Source organism: Sphingobacterium sp. B16(2022), from assembly GCF_012030425.1.
GTDB classification, from domain to species: Bacteria; Bacteroidota; Bacteroidia; order Sphingobacteriales; family Sphingobacteriaceae; genus Sphingobacterium; species Sphingobacterium anhuiense.
The window spans coordinates 143,085-163,172 of sequence record NZ_JAAUVN010000001.1; the positions used below are offsets into that span (position 1 = coordinate 143,085).

At 35.0% G+C, this 20,088-nt stretch carries 18 protein-coding genes and 2 tRNA genes; 13 read left to right on the forward strand and 7 right to left on the reverse strand.

Features of this window, described 5'->3' with window-relative positions:
• Positions 1-13: 13 nt before the first annotated feature.
• The 3 genes from HCX49_RS00610 (at position 14) to HCX49_RS00620 (ending at position 3,015) form a co-directional block, all read left to right on the forward strand.
• Positions 14-826, forward strand: coding sequence for a DUF4290 domain-containing protein (locus tag HCX49_RS00610; RefSeq protein ID WP_021192301.1), 813 nt, complete (start codon positions 14-16; stop codon positions 824-826).
• A 113-nt stretch (positions 827-939) separates the two neighbouring features.
• Positions 940-2,265 (forward strand): UDP-N-acetylglucosamine 1-carboxyvinyltransferase, encoded by a 1,326-nt coding sequence (murA, locus tag HCX49_RS00615; protein ID WP_021192300.1) that lies wholly within the window; start codon positions 940-942, stop codon positions 2,263-2,265.
• A 114-nt stretch (positions 2,266-2,379) separates the two neighbouring features.
• Complete coding sequence (locus tag HCX49_RS00620; protein ID WP_168125856.1) at positions 2,380-3,015, forward strand: YceI family protein; 636 nt, start codon at positions 2,380-2,382, stop codon at positions 3,013-3,015.
• Between the two features lie 101 nt (positions 3,016-3,116).
• On the opposite strand, the gene smc is transcribed toward HCX49_RS00620, so the two are convergent.
• The 4 genes from smc to HCX49_RS00640 form a co-directional block, all read right to left on the reverse strand.
• The gene (smc, locus tag HCX49_RS00625) at positions 3,117-6,659 is read right to left on the reverse strand and encodes a chromosome segregation protein SMC (RefSeq protein WP_132772886.1); all 3,543 of its coding nucleotides are present in this window, start codon (positions 6,657-6,659) and stop codon (positions 3,117-3,119) included.
• Positions 6,660-6,802: 143 nt separating this feature from the next.
• Positions 6,803-7,504 carry a DsbA family oxidoreductase gene (locus HCX49_RS00630; protein WP_021192298.1) on the reverse strand — a complete coding sequence of 234 codons (702 nt, stop codon included), beginning with the start codon at positions 7,502-7,504 and terminating at the stop codon, positions 6,803-6,805.
• Between the two features lie 53 nt (positions 7,505-7,557).
• Complete coding sequence (locus HCX49_RS00635; protein ID WP_132772884.1) at positions 7,558-8,190, reverse strand: nitroreductase family protein; 633 nt, start codon at positions 8,188-8,190, stop codon at positions 7,558-7,560.
• Between the two features lies 1 nt (position 8,191).
• On the reverse strand, positions 8,192-8,803 hold the full coding sequence (locus tag HCX49_RS00640) for a TetR/AcrR family transcriptional regulator (RefSeq protein ID WP_021192297.1): 612 nt from the start codon (positions 8,801-8,803) through the stop codon (positions 8,192-8,194).
• A gap of 589 nt (positions 8,804-9,392) precedes the next feature.
• On the opposite strand from HCX49_RS00640, the gene HCX49_RS00645 reads away from it, so the two are divergent.
• Entirely contained in the window at positions 9,393-9,626 is a 234-nt protein-coding gene (locus tag HCX49_RS00645; protein ID WP_168125857.1) for a hypothetical protein, read from the forward strand.
• A gap of 74 nt (positions 9,627-9,700) precedes the next feature.
• Here HCX49_RS00645 and HCX49_RS00650 read toward each other — a convergent pair whose 3' ends face one another.
• Entirely contained in the window at positions 9,701-10,528 is an 828-nt protein-coding gene (locus HCX49_RS00650; protein ID WP_021192295.1) for an alpha/beta fold hydrolase, read from the reverse strand.
• A 187-nt stretch (positions 10,529-10,715) separates the two neighbouring features.
• Here HCX49_RS00650 and HCX49_RS00655 point away from each other — a divergent pair.
• From HCX49_RS00655 to eno, 8 genes are all read left to right on the forward strand, one after another.
• A tRNA-Arg gene (locus tag HCX49_RS00655) sits at positions 10,716-10,789 on the forward strand.
• Positions 10,790-10,958: 169 nt separating this feature from the next.
• The gene (locus HCX49_RS00660; protein ID WP_168125858.1) at positions 10,959-11,669 is read left to right on the forward strand and encodes a hypothetical protein; all 711 of its coding nucleotides are present in this window, start codon (positions 10,959-10,961) and stop codon (positions 11,667-11,669) included.
• A 475-nt stretch (positions 11,670-12,144) separates the two neighbouring features.
• Positions 12,145-12,218 (forward strand) — tRNA-Arg (locus tag HCX49_RS00665).
• A 70-nt stretch (positions 12,219-12,288) separates the two neighbouring features.
• Entirely contained in the window at positions 12,289-12,858 is a 570-nt protein-coding gene (locus HCX49_RS00670) for an adenylate kinase (protein WP_132772880.1), read from the forward strand.
• Between the two features lie 44 nt (positions 12,859-12,902).
• Positions 12,903-13,901, forward strand: coding sequence for a GTPase ObgE (gene obgE / locus HCX49_RS00675; RefSeq protein ID WP_132772878.1), 999 nt, complete (start codon positions 12,903-12,905; stop codon positions 13,899-13,901).
• Between the two features lie 113 nt (positions 13,902-14,014).
• On the forward strand, positions 14,015-14,347 hold the full coding sequence (locus tag HCX49_RS00680) for a TM2 domain-containing protein (RefSeq protein WP_168125859.1): 333 nt from the start codon (positions 14,015-14,017) through the stop codon (positions 14,345-14,347).
• Positions 14,348-14,627: 280 nt separating this feature from the next.
• Positions 14,628-15,728: a glutamine-hydrolyzing carbamoyl-phosphate synthase small subunit gene (gene carA / locus HCX49_RS00685; protein ID WP_132772874.1), complete on the forward strand. Its 1,101-nt coding sequence runs from the start codon at positions 14,628-14,630 to the stop codon at positions 15,726-15,728.
• Positions 15,729-15,939: 211 nt separating this feature from the next.
• Positions 15,940-17,235 (forward strand): phosphopyruvate hydratase, encoded by a 1,296-nt coding sequence (eno, locus tag HCX49_RS00690; RefSeq protein WP_021192290.1) that lies wholly within the window; start codon positions 15,940-15,942, stop codon positions 17,233-17,235.
• 110 nt (positions 17,236-17,345) lie between these two features.
• On the opposite strand, the gene HCX49_RS00695 is transcribed toward eno, so the two are convergent.
• On the reverse strand, positions 17,346-18,224 hold the full coding sequence (locus HCX49_RS00695; protein ID WP_132772872.1) for a DUF72 domain-containing protein: 879 nt from the start codon (positions 18,222-18,224) through the stop codon (positions 17,346-17,348).
• A 176-nt stretch (positions 18,225-18,400) separates the two neighbouring features.
• Positions 18,401-19,036 (reverse strand): YceH family protein, encoded by a 636-nt coding sequence (locus tag HCX49_RS00700; RefSeq protein ID WP_021192287.1) that lies wholly within the window; start codon positions 19,034-19,036, stop codon positions 18,401-18,403.
• Between the two features lie 128 nt (positions 19,037-19,164).
• Between HCX49_RS00700 and HCX49_RS00705 the strand changes: the two genes are divergently transcribed.
• On the forward strand, positions 19,165-20,070 hold the full coding sequence (locus tag HCX49_RS00705) for a histone deacetylase (RefSeq protein ID WP_237682695.1): 906 nt from the start codon (positions 19,165-19,167) through the stop codon (positions 20,068-20,070).
• The last annotated feature ends 18 nt before the right edge of the window (positions 20,071-20,088 follow it).

Here is a 20,088-nt window from a genome sequence, read left to right on the forward strand (position 1 = left end):
TGAAATTCACTATATGAACTTTGACTACAACAGCACAAGACCGAAGCTAATCCTAGCTGAATACGGTAGGAATGTGCAAAATATGGTAAACTATATTTGTGATTTACCTACAAAAGAAGAAAGAAATAAGTATGCTCAAGTTGTCATTGATATGATGGGGGTGTTAAATCCTCATTTACGCGACGTGGCAGATTTTAAGCATAAATTGTGGGATCACTTGCAAATTATTTCTGATTTCCAGATTGACGTGGATTCTCCATATCCTAAAGCAACTCCAGAATTGGTGAAGCATGAGCCAGAATTGTTATCCTATCCGCAGCATAATATCAAGTACAAGCATTATGGTTTTACAGTGGAGAAAATGATTAATAAGGCAATTTCCATTACGGATGAAGAAAAACGTCAAAAAATGGCGCTTTCAATTGCCAATTTCATGAAGATGGCGTATACAACATGGAATAAAGATGCGGTAGCAGACGAATTTATTATTCAAGATTTAGCAGAATTGTCAAGTAAGGTATTGCAATTGCCAGAAGGTACAGTTTTGACCAAACAAGATTTCAAAAGTGCGCCTCCGGGAAATAGAGTTAAAGGAAATAATCCGACACAAACTACTAATAACAATTCCGGGCATTCTAATAATAACCATAGTCGGAGCAACAACAATAATAACTCAAATAACAGAAGACCTTCGGGAACAAATTCGTTCCAAAAACGAAGCAATTCAGGTGGCGGAAGTAGTAACAATAACAATAGACGTCCTTACCAAAATAATAATAACAGCAATAATAATAGCAATAGTAACAGCGGTTATAAGAGAGGATAATTGTTAATACTTTAAGTATGATATAAGGCAATTGTGAAGTGATTTATATTTCTTTTCAATTGCTTTTTTTCTTATAACATCAAAGGAAAATATAAAAAGATATAGGTGTACGCATGAATGCATTTGAAATCAATGGCGGGAAGCCATTAAAAGGAGAGATTATTCCTCAGGGAGCGAAAAATGAAGCATTACAGATTTTATCTGCAGTATTGTTGACTGAAGAACCCATCACAATTAGTAATGTTCCAAACATTAAGGATGTCAATAAATTAATAGATCTCTTAATAGCATTAGGTGTACGTGTCAATCGTATTGATGAGGATACTTATGTTTTTGAAGCTAAGGATATCAATATAGATTATTTCCAATCGTCAGAATTTAAAGAAAAAGGAGGAAGCTTAAGAGGTTCTATTATGATTGTAGGACCCTTATTAGCACGTTTCGGGAAGGCAGCTATTCCAAAACCCGGAGGCGATAAAATTGGTCGTCGTCGTTTGGATACTCACTTTTTGGGTTTTGAAAAATTGGGAGCCAAGTTTATCTACGATTCGGAAAATCATTTCTTTAATGTCGATGCTACTCAATTAAAGGGAGCTTACATCTTGTTAGATGAAGCATCTGTTACAGGTACTGCTAATATTGTTATGGCGGCAGTATTGGCTAAAGGTAAAACTGAAATCTATAATGCAGCTTGTGAGCCTTATTTGCAACAGTTATGCAAAATGTTGAATCGTATGGGAGCTAATATCTCCGGTATTGGTTCAAATTTGCTCACGATAGAAGGTGTGGAGCGTTTGGGTGGAACAACACACCGTATGTTGCCAGATATGATTGAAATTGGCTCTTTCATCGGATTAGCAGCTATGACTGGTTCTGAAATTACCATTAAGGATGTCTGTTACAAAGAATTGGGGATTATTCCTACCGTATTCCAACGTTTAGGAATTAAAATGGAGTTGCGTGGTGATGATCTTTTTATTCCAGCGCAGGATTCATACGAAATAGATACATTTATTGATGGTTCAATTTTAACGATATCAGATTCACCTTGGCCAGGATTTACACCAGATTTATTAAGTATTGTTTTGGTTGTGGCAACACAAGCAAAGGGAAATGTCTTGATACACCAAAAAATGTTTGAAAGCCGTCTTTTCTTTGTTGATAAACTGATTGATATGGGGGCTCAGATCATACTTTGTGATCCACACCGTGCAACTGTAATCGGATTGAATAAAATGTATCCTTTACGTGGAATTGAAATGACTTCACCTGATATCCGTGCAGGCGTATCTTTATTGATCGCAGCATTATCTGCAAAAGGTACTTCAACTATTCATAATATCGAGCAAATAGAGCGTGGTTACCAGAATATCGAAGAGCGATTAAAGAAATTAGGCGCTGATATTCGTCGCGTTGATGTTGCTCCTAAAGGACACTAAAACATGTTATTGTCATAATTTGATATTGTATAGTATTTTAGTAGATTTTATTTAGATCTTATAATATCTTTGGTTAATCAAGTGTTTAAACATATAAAATAGATTAAGTTAGTTATGAAAAAATTATTAGTATTACCTGCTATCGCAGCTGTTATTATGTCTTCTTGTGCTGGAAATCCAGAAGGAAAAAAAGCGGAAGTGCAAGATTCTGTTGCGACAGAACAAATTGCTACTCCAGCTGGAGAGGTGTTTAATGTAGATGCAACACAGTCAAAAGTTGTATGGACCGGAACGAAAGTGACAGGTGCACATACAGGTACGATTGCGATTAAATCAGGTTCATTAAATGTGAATAATGGTGTGTTAACCGGTGGTACGTTCACATTGGATTTGAATACAATTAGTTCTACAGATCTTGAAGGAGAGTACAAAGAGAAATTAGATGGCCATTTAAAAGCGGCGGATTTCTTTGATGTTGCTAAATTTCCTGAAGCTACATTTGTTGTGACTAAAGCGGAAGCTGGTGCTACAGCACAAGATGTGAAAATTTCTGGTAATTTAACAATCAAAGGTATTACTAAAAATATCTCATTTGATGCTAAAGTAATTGAATCAACTGCTACAACAATCAAAACAGAAGCTGATTTTAACATCGTTCGTGCTGATTGGGGCGTAAGTTATGAAGGTAAAAAAGATGATTTAATTTCTGCTGAGATAAACTTTAAGGTTTCTCTAGTAGCGACTAAATAAGCTCATCAGAATAATTATTATAAAAAAAGGGGAGTGATACACATGTATCACTCCCTTTTTTTATAATAACAGATCTTGTATATAACAAAATCTGTTATTTCTTAAGCGACATCTCGTAAGTCAACTGCAACAACACGTGATACACCTTGTTCTACCATGGTAACTCCATAGATGATGTCTGTGCTCGCAATTGTTTTTTTGTTGTGAGAAACCACTATAAATTGTGAGTTCTTAGAAAAATCACGAATGATATTATTGAATTTATCAATGTTAGTATCATCTAATGGTGCATCTACCTCATCAAAAATACAGAATGGTGCAGGCTTCGAAAGATACAGTGAGAATAGAAGTGCTGTTGAGGTGAGGGTTTTCTCTCCTCCTGATAGTTGATTGATCGACAATGGTCTTTTTCCTTTAGGACGCGCAATAATATCAATATCCGAATCTAACGGTTTAGATGGGTCTGTAAGGATTAAATCACAGCTATCTTCTTCGTTAAATAGGGAGCGGAAAACTTTGATGAAATTATCACGAACACTATTGAACGTAAACATAAATTGTACCTCTGCAGTATCATCAATCTCTTTAATGGTTGCCATTAAAGATTCTTTTGCCTCCAATAGATCTGATTTTTCTTTATTGATGAAGTTATAACGTTCATTCATCTCATCGAAAGCCTCTTTGGCCATAAGATTGATTGAACCGTACTCATTCAATTGTTTTTTGAGTTTCGTACACTTGGCGACAAGTACATCTTGATCTTCTGTGATTGTTGGCGTTTCTTCTTGTTCTAATAGATCTTTTAATTCAATATTAAACTCTGCAGAAAGGCGTTCTTTTAAAGTATTAAGATCAATCTGAAGTGCTGTTTTCTTATCTTTTATTTCAGAAATTAGGAGATCATCTTGTTCTTTTGATCGACGGTATTGTATAATTTGCTCTTCTAACTCATTTATTTGTTTACGAACACCATAGTAGCTCTTTTCTAATTCTTCTAAACCTTTTTCCAGTGCATCCTTCTGCGTATACATTTCCACCAGATCTTGGTCTTCTTCATCTACAAATTGGGCTGTATTTTTTAAAGATAACTGTACTTCTTCGAGATCTTTTGTATTACGTTCGATACGAGATTGAAAATCCTCCTGCTGCGTTTCGCGGAATTCGAGATCTTTATTGATGTTTGAAACTTTATTCTGTTGCTGATGGTATCCGAGATTTCCTTGATTGTAACTTGCGGATTTTTCAGTTAAAATCTCTGAAATTTCATTAAATCTGTCCTGAAATTCTTGAAGATCACCTACCTGCTGCTCACGTTCGTTTTTGAAATCTTGAATTTGAGGTTCGACAATTAGTAAATCATTTTCAATAGCTATTATTTTATCTTGAATATCCTTCTTGCGGTTTAGTGCATTAGTAATGAAGGTTTGATATTGTTCTTGTTTTGTTTTGACAGATATCAATTCATTATTTAGACGGTTTAGTTGAAAACGAAGCTCATCAATCATTTCCTTTTGGGAATTAGACTGTAATGCTGCTAAACGTCCGGATTCGTCGGCTATTTGATCCTGTAGCTTATTGATGTTTTCATTAAGAGCTTTGATTTCCTTTGCTAAGATTTCGATGTTTTTAGCGCGTCCGATTCGTTTACCTTCAAATAATCCCACAGAACCACCTGATAGACCTAACCTGTTTTTCGAAAATTTACCATTTTTCTGCAAAATAACAATATCTCCCTCGGGCAATGGTAATTCAAGTTCATGGTCGCGTTCTCGTTGCAAAATATAGACATTTTGTAATAAAACTTCGCAAAGAGGCTTGAATTTGTCATCAACAGTAATAACATTCAAAGCTGGAGTTAAGATATCATCATTAATCGATGAAGATGTCTTTATGGATGGGATGGCATCCAATATGAAGAAATTTGCACGACCACGTGCAGCATCGCTTAAAAGATTAATTGCCTGTACCGCATCTTGCTGTGTTTCCACGACATAGTGATTCATGATCGATTCCAGGTAATTTTCAATAGCTACGCGGTAGTCTTCCTCGCAAAAAAGAACATCTGAAAATAATGGCGGTTGTTTTTTCCAACCTGCATTCTTCTTTAGAAATCGGATTGAATCAGGAAAGCCTTCTAAATTATCAATTAAGGATTTAGTTAAGTTATATTCATTCTGTTTCGCATCTGCTAACCTTGACTCTTTATTTAATTCGTCCTTAAGGGTATTTATATTTGCTGTATGATTTTGAATTTGCGATTGCAATTCTTCTTCCATCTGTATGGCGGTCTCATACTGTTGTTGCTGCGTTTCTACACGGCCCTCTAATTCAGCTACAGTAATATTAAATTGATTTAACTCAGCTTCTTTGGATTCAGTATCTGTTACCGTTCGGATGGATTCTTGTAATAAAGCTTCTTTTTGAATATTTAAAACAGCAATATCTTTTTCAAGCTTATAGATATTGTCCTGTAAAGTTGTACTGGCCTTGTTATAGCTGTCTAATTTTCCTTTGGCAGTTTGTTGCTGACCTCTTAGCTCTTCGACTTCAAATTTATCCTTTTCTAGGTTTGTTTGGAAATTATCCAATTGCTGTTGCTCATGAAATAACTCTTCATTTAACCTTTTGATCGTATAAAGAACATGATTGAGTTGTTGATTGTCATTGTTGATTTCAAAATTCAATCTGCTTTCTTTATCCTGAAGATTCTTAAGCTGTTCGTTTTTAACTTTTTTTTCCGACTCGTAATTTCGGATTTTATTAATAAATTCCTGGGTGGCTTTCTGTTGTATGGAAACATTTTTTTCCTGCTCCAGATTGTCTTCTCGGATTTGCTTTAGTGCATTTTCAGCTTTATTAATATGTTCTTGTGCGTCGGTACTCTGCTTGTTTAATTTGGATTCCTGACCTTGGAGACGTTCCAGTTCACTGCTAAAATCGGCAATGCGGTAATAGGCTAAATTGATACTACTCTGGCGGTATTCATCTTTTAAAAGCGTATATTTTTCTGCTTTTTTAGCTTGTCCTTCTAATGATCTTAGATTTTTGGTAATCTCAAACATTAAATCATCTACGCGACTCAAGTCAAGTTCAGTATCTCTTAGCTTATTTAGCGTTTGTTTTTTACGGACTTTATATTTGGATATTCCAGATGCTTCTTCAAATAGATTTCGACGGGAGTTTTCTTTATTATTGATGATTTCATCAATCATTCTCAGTTCGATGATCGAATAAGAATCTGCTCCAACTCCTGTATCTAAAAACAAGTCTGTAATATCTTTTAAGCGACATTTTACATCGTTTAATCGGTATTCACTATCACCGTTTCTAAACAGCTTACGTGTCACAGTGACTGTTGTAAATGCTGTTGGAAGTACGTTTTTATTATTGTCAAAAGTGAGTGAAACTTCTGCCAGGTTTGCCGCTTTACGATTTTTCGTCCCATTAAAAATGATGTTTTCCATTTTTTCTGAACGGAGCATACGTGTACTCTGCTCTCCCAAAACCCAACGTATCGCATCGACGACATTTGATTTGCCACAACCATTTGGGCCCACAATTGCGGTGACGCCTTCATTAAAATTGATTGTAATCTTATCGCCGAAGCTTTTGAATCCTTTTATTTCTAGTTTAGTTAACTGCATTTATACTACAATTTTTCTGCATTAAATAGGAAACGAAATTAAGAAATAAGTTCAACTTATTTGCACGATTTTGGGATTCGGGAGCAGAAGTTTAGCTAACTCTTTGGTTATGTCTGACAATCAAAATTGCTAATAGTAAACTATTAGCAATTTCCGGTTTCACTGTCGCAGCTAGGTCCTTCATTATCATTCATGATAATAACTGTTTTAGCATCTTCATATGCTTGACGGAGTGTCTGTTCAAACATTTCTAAAGGTTGTGCTCCAGCAATACCAAACTTTTGATTAAATACGAAAAATGGAACGCCACGTAAACCTAGATTTACACCTTCTTGAATATCCTGAGTGACTTCGTAAGTAAAACGATCAGAAAACAGCATTTCTTGGACTTCTTTTTTGTCCATCCCCACTTCCGCGGCTAGGTTTACTAATATATTGGTATCATTAACGTCTACTCCTTCACTGAAATGGGCTTTTAGTAGGCGTTCTTTTAAAATATTACCAAGACCATGTTCTTGTGCAAAATGTATAAGACGATGTCCATTTAGGGTATTGACAATTAGTGATTTTTCGAAATCAAAATCAATCTCTAGAGATTTTCCTATGGACTGAACCTGTTGCATCATACCTAAAGTTTCTTCCTTAGTTAGACCTTTCGCATTTTTAATGTACTCTACTGCGGGAATACCAGCCGCATCTTGTGGGAATTGCGGGTGTAGTTGATAAGATTTCCAAATAATCTCAACTTCATCACGATGAGGAAATGAAGCTAATGCTTGTTCTAATCTTTTTTTACCAATATAACAAAATGGACAAACGATGTCCGACCAAATTTCTATTTTCATAATGTATGTTTAAGAATCGGGAACTCCTAATAATTGAGTTCCCAAAATATATTTTAGTTGAATTTAATAATGAAATCTTCATGGCTTGGTCTTACTTTCTTTAAGTTAACTAACCAATCGTTTGCTTCATCGCGGTAACCCAGGGCTAAGATTGTAACCGATTTAAGGCCTAATTTGTCTAACTCAAGTAGGGCATCTAACTGTTGGTTGTTAAAACCCTCCATAGGAGTTGCATCAATTTTTTGTTCTGCCGCCGCGGCTACGGCTAATCCAAAACCAATATAAGCCTGACGTGCCGCATGGTTAAATTGCTGTTCTTGGGACAACGCTGATAATTGTGTATAAAGATTGTTTTTATAATCATCTGCAAACCCTATTGGCAATCCTCTTTCTTCCGCCTGTTGCGCAAATGGTGCTTCTACACGTTCTTTAGTATAGGAATCGTAAGCTGCGAATATTAAAATATGTGAACTGTCTACGATTTGGGATTGACCGTAAGCGATAGGTTGAATTTTTGCTTTCAATTCGCGATTTGATATTTCAATTACTCTATAAGGGTGTAGCCCAGAAGAGGTAGGAGCCAAACGAGCAGCTTCTAAAATGTAATCAACTTTTTCTTGTGCTACTGGAGTGCCATTCATCTTTTTTGTGGCATATCTCCATTTTAAATCTTCTAATAAACTCATGTTATTTATTGTGGTGTTTTAATGATATAATAAATCCCTCAATAGCATCTGTTAGGATAGGGGATACTACTTCTGGATCTGTTGCTGTATTTGATATGAATTCGATGGTAATAATACCATGTAAAATAGACCAAAAGGTTTTGAATTTTAAAAATAGATCAATTTGTTCGACTTGATTCTCTTCAATACATTTGGAAATACAATTTAACATGACATCTGATGCGACTTTCATCTCTTTGATACTGTTCACAACTTCGCATTGGGGAATACCCAAACCGAACATAATTTCATAGTATTTCTTATTTTCGAATGCGAATTTCCAGTAAGATGTCGCTAGATGATACAAGTTCAGGTCTGCGGTTCTGCTTGAATCTACAGCAGATGCAAGTTGTGTTGCAAGCAAAGAAAAACCGACTTTTGTAAAATAGGCTACAATAGCATCTTTGTTTTCAAAATGTTTATAAATAACAGGAACACTATATTCAATGGCATCTGCTATTTTTCTAATGGATAGTGCTTGCCAACCTTCCTCCTGTACAATAAGCCAGGATTGTTCAATTATTTGTAACCTAATTTTTTCTAAATCTCGCAATTTCCGCTCTGATACACCCATCTTTAAAACTTTAGTTAACAGTGTTAGCAAAAGTAACAATGATTTTTTTAAATTAAATAGCCTGTAAAATTTAGTACATTTTTATGACAGATTATAATTATTCAATCGTAGAGTTTGTCTAAAAAAGCAATTTGTTATTATTAAGATTTGGCTGCAGTACTGGAGTTAATTAGAGGTTATAATTAGAGGTTATTTTTTTATTTGCTCTTATTTTATAGCTGTTTACAAAATCAAGTAACTCGTTATTTAGCTAAAATTTTCCGCGTAGCATTTGTTTTTGTCTAAAAAAATTAGTACATTTGAAGTTGATGTGAAATTAATTACTATAAGTTTTTTAATTTTTGTCAGTTTTTAAATATAAATCAGTGCTAAAACTTACCAGTTTTACCTTCTCCATACACTATTGATTTTTTTGAAAATTGACCTGATATTTTGATTTATCAATATATTGGTTCTTCTCCACCATTTAGTTTTCTGATCATTTATATTTTTCAGTAGGCTAGCGATTTCAAGATACGGCATCACAGGTTTTATTCAGACGTCTGGCGGTAGAGTCAGCGTATTATTCAGTCACTTTAAATTATACGAAATGTTAGGATTTATTATGAAATTTTTATTAACGGTTATTGTTTCAACTTGGTTAATTATGCAGGGTACTACGGGTAGCTTCTTGAGCATACCTGTTCTTTTTGCAATATTGTTGTTCGCTTTGTTTATATGGGATTCCATTATTTCTTACCGTAAATCGGAGGAAAGAAAAGAAAACTTACAACATTTGAATGATTTCTTTAAATATAAACAAAGTAAATACCGTGGTTTATAAGAAATGTTTTCTTTTGGTACATCCAATTTAATGCAGTGTTGATTTTTATCCACTGCATTTTTTTATGTCTGTAACTAGAGCGAGTTTAAGAAGGAGTTGACCTCTCCACTGAATTTTTCGGGCTCTTCCAAATTAGGTAAATGACCTGATTCCGTAAATTCAATAAATTTAACGTGGGCAATATTGTCAAGTAAGGTTTTGGTCTGTAGATCTGTGATTAACTTATCTTCTTTCCCTTTGATGACCAATGTGGGCACTGTTATAGTGTTTAACATAGCTGTTGTATCTGTACGGGCCGCTAATGCTAATTGTGTCGCACAAATGTTTTGCAGATCGTTTCGCCGAATGGCACTCTTTATTGTTTCAATCGCTTCTGGGTTTTCAGTTAATGTCTTTTTTGAAAATACTGTTTCAATAAAACCTAATGAAAATGGACGTTTTCCATATTTTAGTAAAGCTTGGATTGAATCAAAACGTTTTTGTTTTGCCATATTGTTATCGGCAAAAGAATGGGTGTCACTTAAAATGAGTCCTTGAAGTGTACTTCCTATTAATTCGTAAGTGCGCAGTGCAATGTAGCCTCCCATCGAAACACCACAAAGTACAACGTTATTTAAATTTAAATGTGTGATGAATTGGATTAAATCCTTTGCAAAAACATCCACACTAAAAAAGCCATGACCTCGCGTGCTGTGTCCGTGTCCTCTAATATCTATTGCTATTCCGATAAATTGTTCGTCTAATTGTTGCATCTGTGCGCGCCACATATTTTTATTGAAAGGGAAACCATGTAAAAAGATAACTGTTTTTTCAGCTTTATCTGTCTTACTAGGTCTTATCATATATGAAATGCTGATGTCGTCAATACGTATTTTGCTGAGTTTCGTTTCTTTTTTGGACATAAGTACGTCTTTGTGAAAAAAATATTAAAAAAATAACCTTTGTAAATGTAATACTATCAATAAGATAATAAAAATATTACTTTTTTTGTCTAAAAAAGTTTAAAAATAGTTTGCAGAATTGAAAAAAGTCCCGATATTTGTATCACAAAACAAAGGGGTATGACTTTAAATAAAAGTCGCTCAAAATGCACTCATGGCTCAATTGGATAGAGCACCTGACTACGGATCAGGAGGTTAGGGGTTCGACTCCCTTTGAGTGCACTACTAGAGAGCTTAGTCATTACGACTAAGCTTTTTTTGTTCCATTCCAAATTATTAAAAGAAGGTTTCATCATATAGTTTAATTGAGGTTAATAGGAATATGACACTCCGTTTAAACTCTTTATTTAACTATCCGCTATTTTTGTTGCTATATTTAAATTTCGCCAAAATGAATTATAAAAGTATTTGTCTGCTTTTTTTACTCTTCACTTTCAAAATAATATCTGCCCAGCAAGCTCATTATCCTGATAAGCCTAATATTCATGGAATGTTATTGATGGGGATAGAGACTATATATGCTGAACATTTACCTATGTTTCATCAGCCACACGACTATCAGATTATTCTGAAGCTTGAATTTTCTAAGGCCGATCTAGAGCAATATCGCACTAGCCGTTTAGCATTTCCTGAAGAATTTGTTTATACGATTGAACCAGAAGTTTTTGTTTTGCCAGAAATGGTTAATCAGACCAAAGTATTTAGGGCAAATGTATATAGAGGTCATTTTGAAAGGGGAGGATTTAAGCTTTTAGATTCGATTTCTCTTAAAATCAAGCAGGTTGTCTATTATAAACAGTTTGATAAAGATAATCCAAGGCCTGTAAATTTGCAGTACATCTTATTCGGAAATATGAAAGAACAATTTCTGAGCCATTTGATCAGTAGAAAACCTGATTTTCATGAGGTTTTGTCTGTTAAGTTATCGGATGTTAAGCAGATGAAAACAGACAAGTCTTATCAGCTGCTCGTTTTGAAGGAAAGGGAGAATCGTGTTCCTTTTTCTTGGAGTAAGTCGAAGGCAATGATTCTGGGTACTAAACGACCGGTTAGTTTTATAAACCACAAACAGCTGTATGTTGAATTTGGTGATTTGGAATAAAGAATATTCCATATTCCTTTTATACGAGTCTTCCTGGTTAAAAGGTTTTTATTTTCTTCTATTTTTAAAATAAGATCTAGTTTATGCGTTGACAGAGGTACAGGTAAAGTATTTCAAATGCAATCAGCATTTTATATAGTAACTGAAAAAATTGCTTAGAGTTTTGGGAAACTTTTTTTAATTATTTTAAGATAATCCTTTCAAAGATGAAATAACTTGAATATGTATAATGGGTGATTTAGGGATTAAAAATTCTTCTTTGGTGGTTCTATATATCGAATTTCGCCGTGTGCGAGCTCTTTATATCTGTTGATTATGATTAAGCATAATTGTATTTGATTGATGATTTTTTATTTTGTTTCATTATCAGTCTATTAGATAAAAATTGAAAAAAAAATTTGGAGGCAGTGCTATTTTGCCTATATTTGCATCACCAAAACGGAAGAACAGCAATGAAGATGACGTAATGGTTGACGCGCTCATGGCTCAATTGGATAGAGCACCTGACTACGGATCAGGAGGTTAGGGGTTCGACTCCCTTTGAGCGCACTATTTGAAAAGCCTAATCAATATAGCGATTAGGCTTTTATTTTTTTACTCTATTACTCTAAATACTACTATGCTAAACCTTGTAATATTTGGCCCTCCGGGGGCAGGAAAGGGAACACAATCGCAGAAGCTTATCGATAAATATCAGTTAGTTCATGTTTCAACAGGTGATATCTTTAGAGCTCATATTCAAAACCAGACAGCTCTAGGTCAACAAGTCAGTCAGATTATTGCTGACGGAAACTTAGTGCCTGATTCGGTTACGATTGCGATGTTGGAAGAGGAGGTGAAGAAAAATCCGGACGCAAAAGGATTTATTTTTGATGGCTTTCCACGTACTGTGGCACAAGCAGAAGCGTTGGACGCATTTTTAACTGGTATTAATTCTTCTATCTCTGTAGTTATAGCTTTAGATGTAAATGAAGATGAATTAAAAACACGCATTGCTAAACGTCAGGAGATTTCTGGCCGTGCGGATGATGCTGCTGATAAATTGGTAAAACGTATTGATGAATATTTTACAAAAACTATTCATGTGTTACCTTATTATGAAGCACAAGGTAAATTGTCCAAAGTAAACGGTATTGGTGATATCGATTTTATTTTTGGAGAATTGACTGCTATTATTGACAATTATTAAATAATAAAGCGGAGACGTTTTAATAACAAATATATTTTATTTCTATGGCGCAAGGTTCTAATTTTGTCGATTATGTGAAGGTGTGTTGTCGATCGGGACACGGAGGATCAGGCTCAGCGCACTTACATCGAGATAAAACAACCATGAAGGGTGGACCCGATGGAGGTGATGGTGGTCGTGGAGGTCATATTATCCTTAAAGGGAATACACAATTATGGACTTTATTGCACCTAAAATATAGGAAGCATATCATTGCTTCCAGTGGTGAATCAGGTAGTTCTGCTACAAGTACGGGTGCCTCAGGGAAGGATGAAATTTTAGAGGTTCCTGTAGGGACAGTGGCTAAAGATGCTGAAACGGGAGAGGTTTTATTTGAAATCACCGAGGATGGAGAGACACAAATTTTAACTCCTGGTGGTAAAGGTGGATTAGGTAACTGGCACTTTAAATCTTCAACTCAGCAGACGCCACGTTTTGCACAACCGGGTTTGCCTGGACAAGAGCGTTGGATTATTCTAGAGTTGAAAGTATTAGCTGACGTAGGATTGGTTGGTTTTCCAAATGCGGGAAAATCTACACTATTATCTGTTGTTTCAGCGGCGAAACCTGAAATTGCGAACTATCCTTTTACTACCTTAGTTCCTAATCTTGGTATCGTGAGTTATCGTGATGGGAAATCTTTTGTAATGGCAGATATTCCTGGTATTATTGAGGGTGCCTCTAAAGGTAAGGGTTTAGGATATCGATTCTTAAGACACATTGAACGAAATTCTGTGTTGCTGTTTATGGTGCCCGCAGATACTGAGCGCACGATAAAGCAGGAATATGATATTTTATTAAATGAGCTTTCAGTTTATAATCCAGAACTTCGTGATAAACCAAAATTATTGGCAATTACTAAGGCTGATATGTTGGATGATGAATTGGAGAGAGAAATGGAAAAAGAAGTTCCGGAAGGATTACCGTATATATTTATATCATCTGTTGCAGGAAAAAATATTTTGCAATTGAAGGATATGATCTGGAAAGCAATCAATTTGTAATTGATTGTTTTTTGGTAGAAAAAGCGATTACATACGATGTAATCGCTTTTTTTATTTTTTAGCTCCTGTATTGAACGGTAGTTTGTAACTTTATTGTCTAAACTAATTACATTATGAATCAAGCAGCACAAAAATATTGTGTAGAATGCGGAGCTATTATTAATGCGAAGGCAGAAATATGTCCATCATGTGGTGTTCGTCAACCGATGTATTATACCCAGCAATCAAATAATCAAAATAGAGATGAGAGGTGGTTAGCCTGTTTATTACTTTGTATTTTTTTAGGACCGTTTGGTGTTCACCGTTTTTATGTAGGTAAGATCGGTACTGGGATTATTCAATTATTGACCTTTGGCGGATGTGGTATCTGGTATATTATTGATCTTGTTATGATTGTCATTGGGAATTTTCGCGATGCATCGGGCAATGTAATTGAAAGTAATTAATAAACACTTCATTATCTTATTAAGATTGGTGATTTTAACGTTATATTTTTGGAATATCACACTATTATAAAAAAAGTCTTTTTACTTTGATGATTTTGTTATACCTTTGTCTCCTGTGAAAATTGAAGTAAATGCTTTCGCAAATGTTGTAAAAAACGATAATTTCGTTATCGTTGAATCAATTGTTAATTGATTATTTAGCCCATTTAGGGCTTTTTTTATACACCAAAACTTCGATAAAGCAAGGAATTAGGAAAAACAATTTTATATTTAATAAATAATGACCAACTACAGCAAATTGCCTGCAATTTTAGTTTTAGAAGACGGAACGGTTTATCACGGAAAAGCAGCGGGAAAAATTGGAACGACTACTGGCGAAATTTGTTTCAATACCGGAACTACAGGTTACCAAGAGATTTTTACCGATCCCTCATATTTCGGACAAATTATGGTAACAACCAATGCCCATATTGGTAACTATGGAATTGATGAAGATGATACTGAATCTGGTAAGATTCAAATCGCAGGATTAGTTTGTAAAAATTATAATATTAACTATAGTCGTAAAATGGCCGACGAATCTATTCAGAGCTATTTTGAAGAGGGAAATTTAGTTGGTATTTCAGATATTGATACGCGATCTTTGGTGCGTCATATCCGTAATAAAGGTGCAATGAATGCTATTATTTCATCTGAAAACTTAGATGTTGAAGCATTAAAAGCTACTTTAGCTACTGTTCCTTCCATGGATGGACTTGAATTATCATCTCAGGTTTCTACAACAGAACCTTATTTTTATGGTAATGAAGATGCTCCTGTACGTGTGGCAGTATTAGATTTAGGTATTAAAAAGAATATTCTTCGCAATTTCTCTCAAAGAGAAGTGTATGCAAAAGTATTCCCTGCTAAAACTACTTTTGCAGAAATGCAAGAATGGAATCCTGCAGGATATTTCATCTCTAATGGTCCTGGTGATCCATCAGCGATGAGTTACGCAATTCAAACGGTAAAAGATATCTTAGCGGCAGACCAACCGATGTTTGGAATCTGTCTTGGACACCAGATATTGGCTTTGGCAAATGATATCCGTACGAAAAAAATGCACAACGGTCACCGTGGTATCAACCATCCGGTTAAGAATATTATTGCTAACCGTTGTGAGATTACCTCACAGAATCATGGCTTTGGTGTTGTTGCAGAAGATATTGAACAGTCAGATAAAGTTGAAGTTACGCACATCAATTTAAATGACCAATCGATTGAAGGTATCCGTGTAATTGGAAAAAATGCGTTCTCGGTACAATATCATCCAGAGTCGTCACCTGGTCCACATGATTCACGTTATTTATTTGATGATTTCATTGAGTTAATTAAAAAATAATCGATTAGTATAAAGATAGGGGTTAGCAATTTGCTAACCTCTTTTTTTGCACTTTATATATTCATTCTTGCCATAAAATTGTGGTTTACGTTTTTTAATAAGCTCAATTTTATTTATATTTGATTATTAAATCAGAATATAATTTTTTAGTGTAAAAATTACACTAAGTATTGTATAAAATACTATATAAAAAGTTTAAACCAATATTACAATGAGTTTAATTATTGATGTACATGCGCGTCAGATTTTGGATTCGCGCGGAAATCCTACTATCGAAGTAGATGTAACGACACAAAATGGTTTCGTTGGACGTGCTGCAGTGCCTTCTGGTGCTTCTACAGGTGTTCACGAAGCAGTAGAGTTGCGTGATGGTGATAAATCAAAATACTTAGGTAAAGGTGTTTTGAAAGCAGTAGAAAATGTAAACACTAAAATTGCTGAGGCTTTAGCAGGTGTTGATGTTTTTGAGCAAAATGCAATCGACAAAATCATGATTGATTTGGACGGTACTGAAAATAAAGGAAACTTAGGCGCTAATGCTATTTTAGGTGTTTCTTTAGCTGTTGCAAAAGCTGCTGCCCAAGAGTCTCGTCAACCATTATACCGTTATATTGGTGGTGTTAATGCTAATACATTACCTATTCCGATGATGAACATCATTAATGGTGGTTCTCACTCTGATGCTCCTATTGCTTTCCAAGAATTTATGATTATGCCAGTAGGCGCTCCTTCATTCTCTGAAGCTTTACGTTGGGGAACGGAAGTATTCCATAACTTGAAAAAGATTTTGCATGACCGCGGTCTATCTACTGCAGTAGGTGATGAAGGTGGCTTTGCTCCAACTTTTGATGGTACTGAAGATGCTATTGAAACTGTATTAAAAGCAATTGAAGCAGCTGGTTACAAACCAGGTTCTGATATTTGTCTAGCTTTAGATTGTGCTGCTTCAGAATTTTATGTAAACGGTAAATACGATTATACTAAATTTGAAGGTGATAAAGGTGCTATCCGTACTTCCGAAGAACAAGTTGCTTATTTAGCAGAATTGACTGAAAAATATCCAATTATATCTATCGAAGATGGTATGCAGGAAGATGATTGGTCAGGTTGGAAATTGTTAACAGAAAAAATTGGCGCTACTATTCAATTGGTTGGTGATGATTTATTTGTTACAAATACAAAACGATTGCAACAAGGTGTGGATACAGATACTGCAAATTCAATCTTAGTAAAAGTTAATCAAATTGGTTCTTTAACTGAAACAATTAATGCTGTTACTTTGGCACAGAATTCAAACTACACTTCGGTTATGTCTCACCGTTCTGGTGAAACTGAAGATTCAACAATCGCTGATTTAGCTGTTGCTTTGAACTGTGGTCAAATTAAAACTGGGTCGGCTTCACGTTCTGATCGTATGGCTAAATACAATCAATTGTTACGCATTGAAGAAGAATTAGGTGCAAATGCTCGTTTTATTGGAAAGAACTTCCGTTTTGCGAAAAAATAATTTGCAATAAATATCAAAAAGAGGCATCCTTTATTTAAGGATGCCTCTTTTTTTACATGATATTCTAAGCTAGAGTTACAATTTATATCATGCACTGCTAAGTGATAATTTTAAAATAATTTATCACTACCTGGGATATGTAAATCAAGTTTTAATTCCTTATTCAGCTTTTTGATGAAATAACTTGCTAAAAGTGGTGATTCCAGTTCGATGTTTTGATGAATGAAAAAATATAGTTTCTGTAGACCTGCTTCCCGCCATTGTTTAATGACCATAACCCAGTCGTCCAATCTGGTGTAATCAGATGGATCATTGGCTCCGACATAGCGAATGAATGCCGATGGAGTAGTTAAATGCATATGTAAGAGGTCGCGTCTTCCTGCTGTGTCAACTAAGATATTTGTAATGTCAAATTGCTCAAGTAACTTGTAAAATGCAGTTGCTGTTTCAGCTTTGGAAAACCATTCCTGATTACGAACTTCTACTGCAAGTGGTAGTCCTTTCGGAAATTTAGAGATAAACTCACGGAGGCGTTCCATATCTTTTGGTTTATAGTTATCATGCATTTGTAAGAAGATCATTCCTAACTTTTCTTCAAAGAGAGCGATATTATCTGTAAATTCCTTTACTTTTTCATCAGTGTTTAATAGACGGCTATAATGACTTATTGATTGCGGTATTTTAGGGAAAAATTTAAAGTCTGTGGGAGTCTTTTTTTTCCAAGTCTCAACTTGCTCTTTTGATGGTGCATTATAAAAGGTTGCATTGAGTTCAATACTGTTAAACTGGCTACTGTAGTAGGGAAGTTCATCTTTCGTTCCTTTCGGATAAAAGCCCTTTAAGTCCGATTTATTCCACTTAGCACATCCGACATAGATGGCAAATGCTTCCTTGTTTTTATTCTTTTTTAATAATTTTAGCGTATCCGGGGAAGTAGGGGGTAACGTAAAATCTATTTCTTGTGGATTTGATACCTGTCCAAATTTCATGTTGTTCCGTTTTATATTGTTTATAAAAAGTAAAGCGAAGCTGCGGATTTAAATAATGTAAACCGATTTTATTTTTATCTAAAATCACATGATCTTTTTTGAAGTTGAGCTTACCATTGTGCGCTCGCGATTCTTAATAAATCACATTGAAAGAAGGATAAAATAAGCAGTCTATTTTAATGCAGTTCATCCCAAAGTTCTTGAAATTGTTGTTTCAATTGTGCTAATTCTTGTTCTAATGTTTCAATTCTTTTATGAAGGAGTACCGTATTTTCGGAAGGGGGATGTATTTGCTCAAATTGTTCCAAATCGATATCACCGAGTAAATGTATATATCGCACTTCCTTATGTCCTGGTTGTTTTTCTAATGCTTTTACAAATCCTTCAGATGCTAATTTTTCAAGATGTTCTGTAATGTCTTCCAAGGCTTCAAAATCATACAGACGACCTGAATTTGAATTTATTTCTCCGGCTGTTAATGGTCCGCGAAGTAGTAGAAGACAGATGATTGCTAGTTCTGATGGAACTAATGGAAATTGTATGGCAAAATTATGTTTATACTTTGTCACACGGCTACCTCCACCTACAACATGCGCGATAAGACCCTTTTTTTTCAGTATGGCTAAGGTATTGATAATGGTCTCATCGGAATATTGTACCACAGGTCTTCGAGCCGTTTTTTGGTTGCAGGCACTTTGGAGACCGTTCAGTGACATCGGGTAATATTCTGGGGTGACCTTTGACTTCTCGATTAAAGAGCCTAATACACGTTGCTCTTCGGCTGATAATTGTGGTTTGGTGCTAAGTTCCATAAATTTAATTAGTTGAAATCAAATATGCTATTTTTTAGAGGGGGAAACAATTATTTTTAAATATTATCCACAATAAAAACCATTAAATATCCTTTTTATTATCTTAGTGAAGTTTTAAATATACAGCTTTGTTAAAGATCGCGTACCATCCCGAATATATTCATCCTGTACGTGCAGGCCATCGATTTCCGATGGAAAAATATGAATTGATTCCATTACAGCTATTGCACGAAGGGGTAGTGAAAGCGGAAAATTTTTTTGAACCTCTACTTGTGTCATTTGAAATTGCTTGTTTAGCGCATGACCCCGGCTATGTGCAGGCTTTATTTGATCTGACATTAGATCCTAAGATGGTTCGGAGAATTGGTTTTCCTTTAACAAGGAGTCTAGTTGATCGTGAACGTTATCTGGTAGATGGTACGATAAAGTCCGCACTATATGCGCAACAAAATGGTATTTCGTTTAATATTGCAGGTGGAACGCATCACGCGGGTTATGATTTTGGAGAAGGCTTTTGTTTATTGAATGATCAAGCTGTGGCCGCTCGTTATTTGCTTAAAAATAAGCTGGCAAAAAAAATTTTAATCATCGACCTCGATGTGCATCAGGGCAACGGAACCGCTCATATATTTCAAGACGACCGAGATGTTTTTACTTTTTCGATTCACGGGGATAAAAATTTTCCATTTATCAAAGAAAGTTCTGATTTGGATCTTCCTGTTTCGGATGGTATAACTGATGATGTATATTTGCAGTTGCTTAGCAAGCATCTGCCGAATCTCTTTAACAAAGTCAAACCAGATTTTGTTTTTTACCAGGCCGGAGTTGATATTCTGGCGACAGATAAATTGGGGAAATTGAAACTTTCTCCAGCAGGCTGTCGATTAAGAGATGAGTTTGTTCTGTTAAATTGTTTGCAATATCAGGTTCCAGTTCAAGTTTGTATGGGAGGAGGCTATTCTTTGCATATCAAAGATATTGTTAATGCACATTGCGAAACATTTAAAATCGCTGTCGATTTATATAATTTTTAAAAATAAGATTTAAATAGG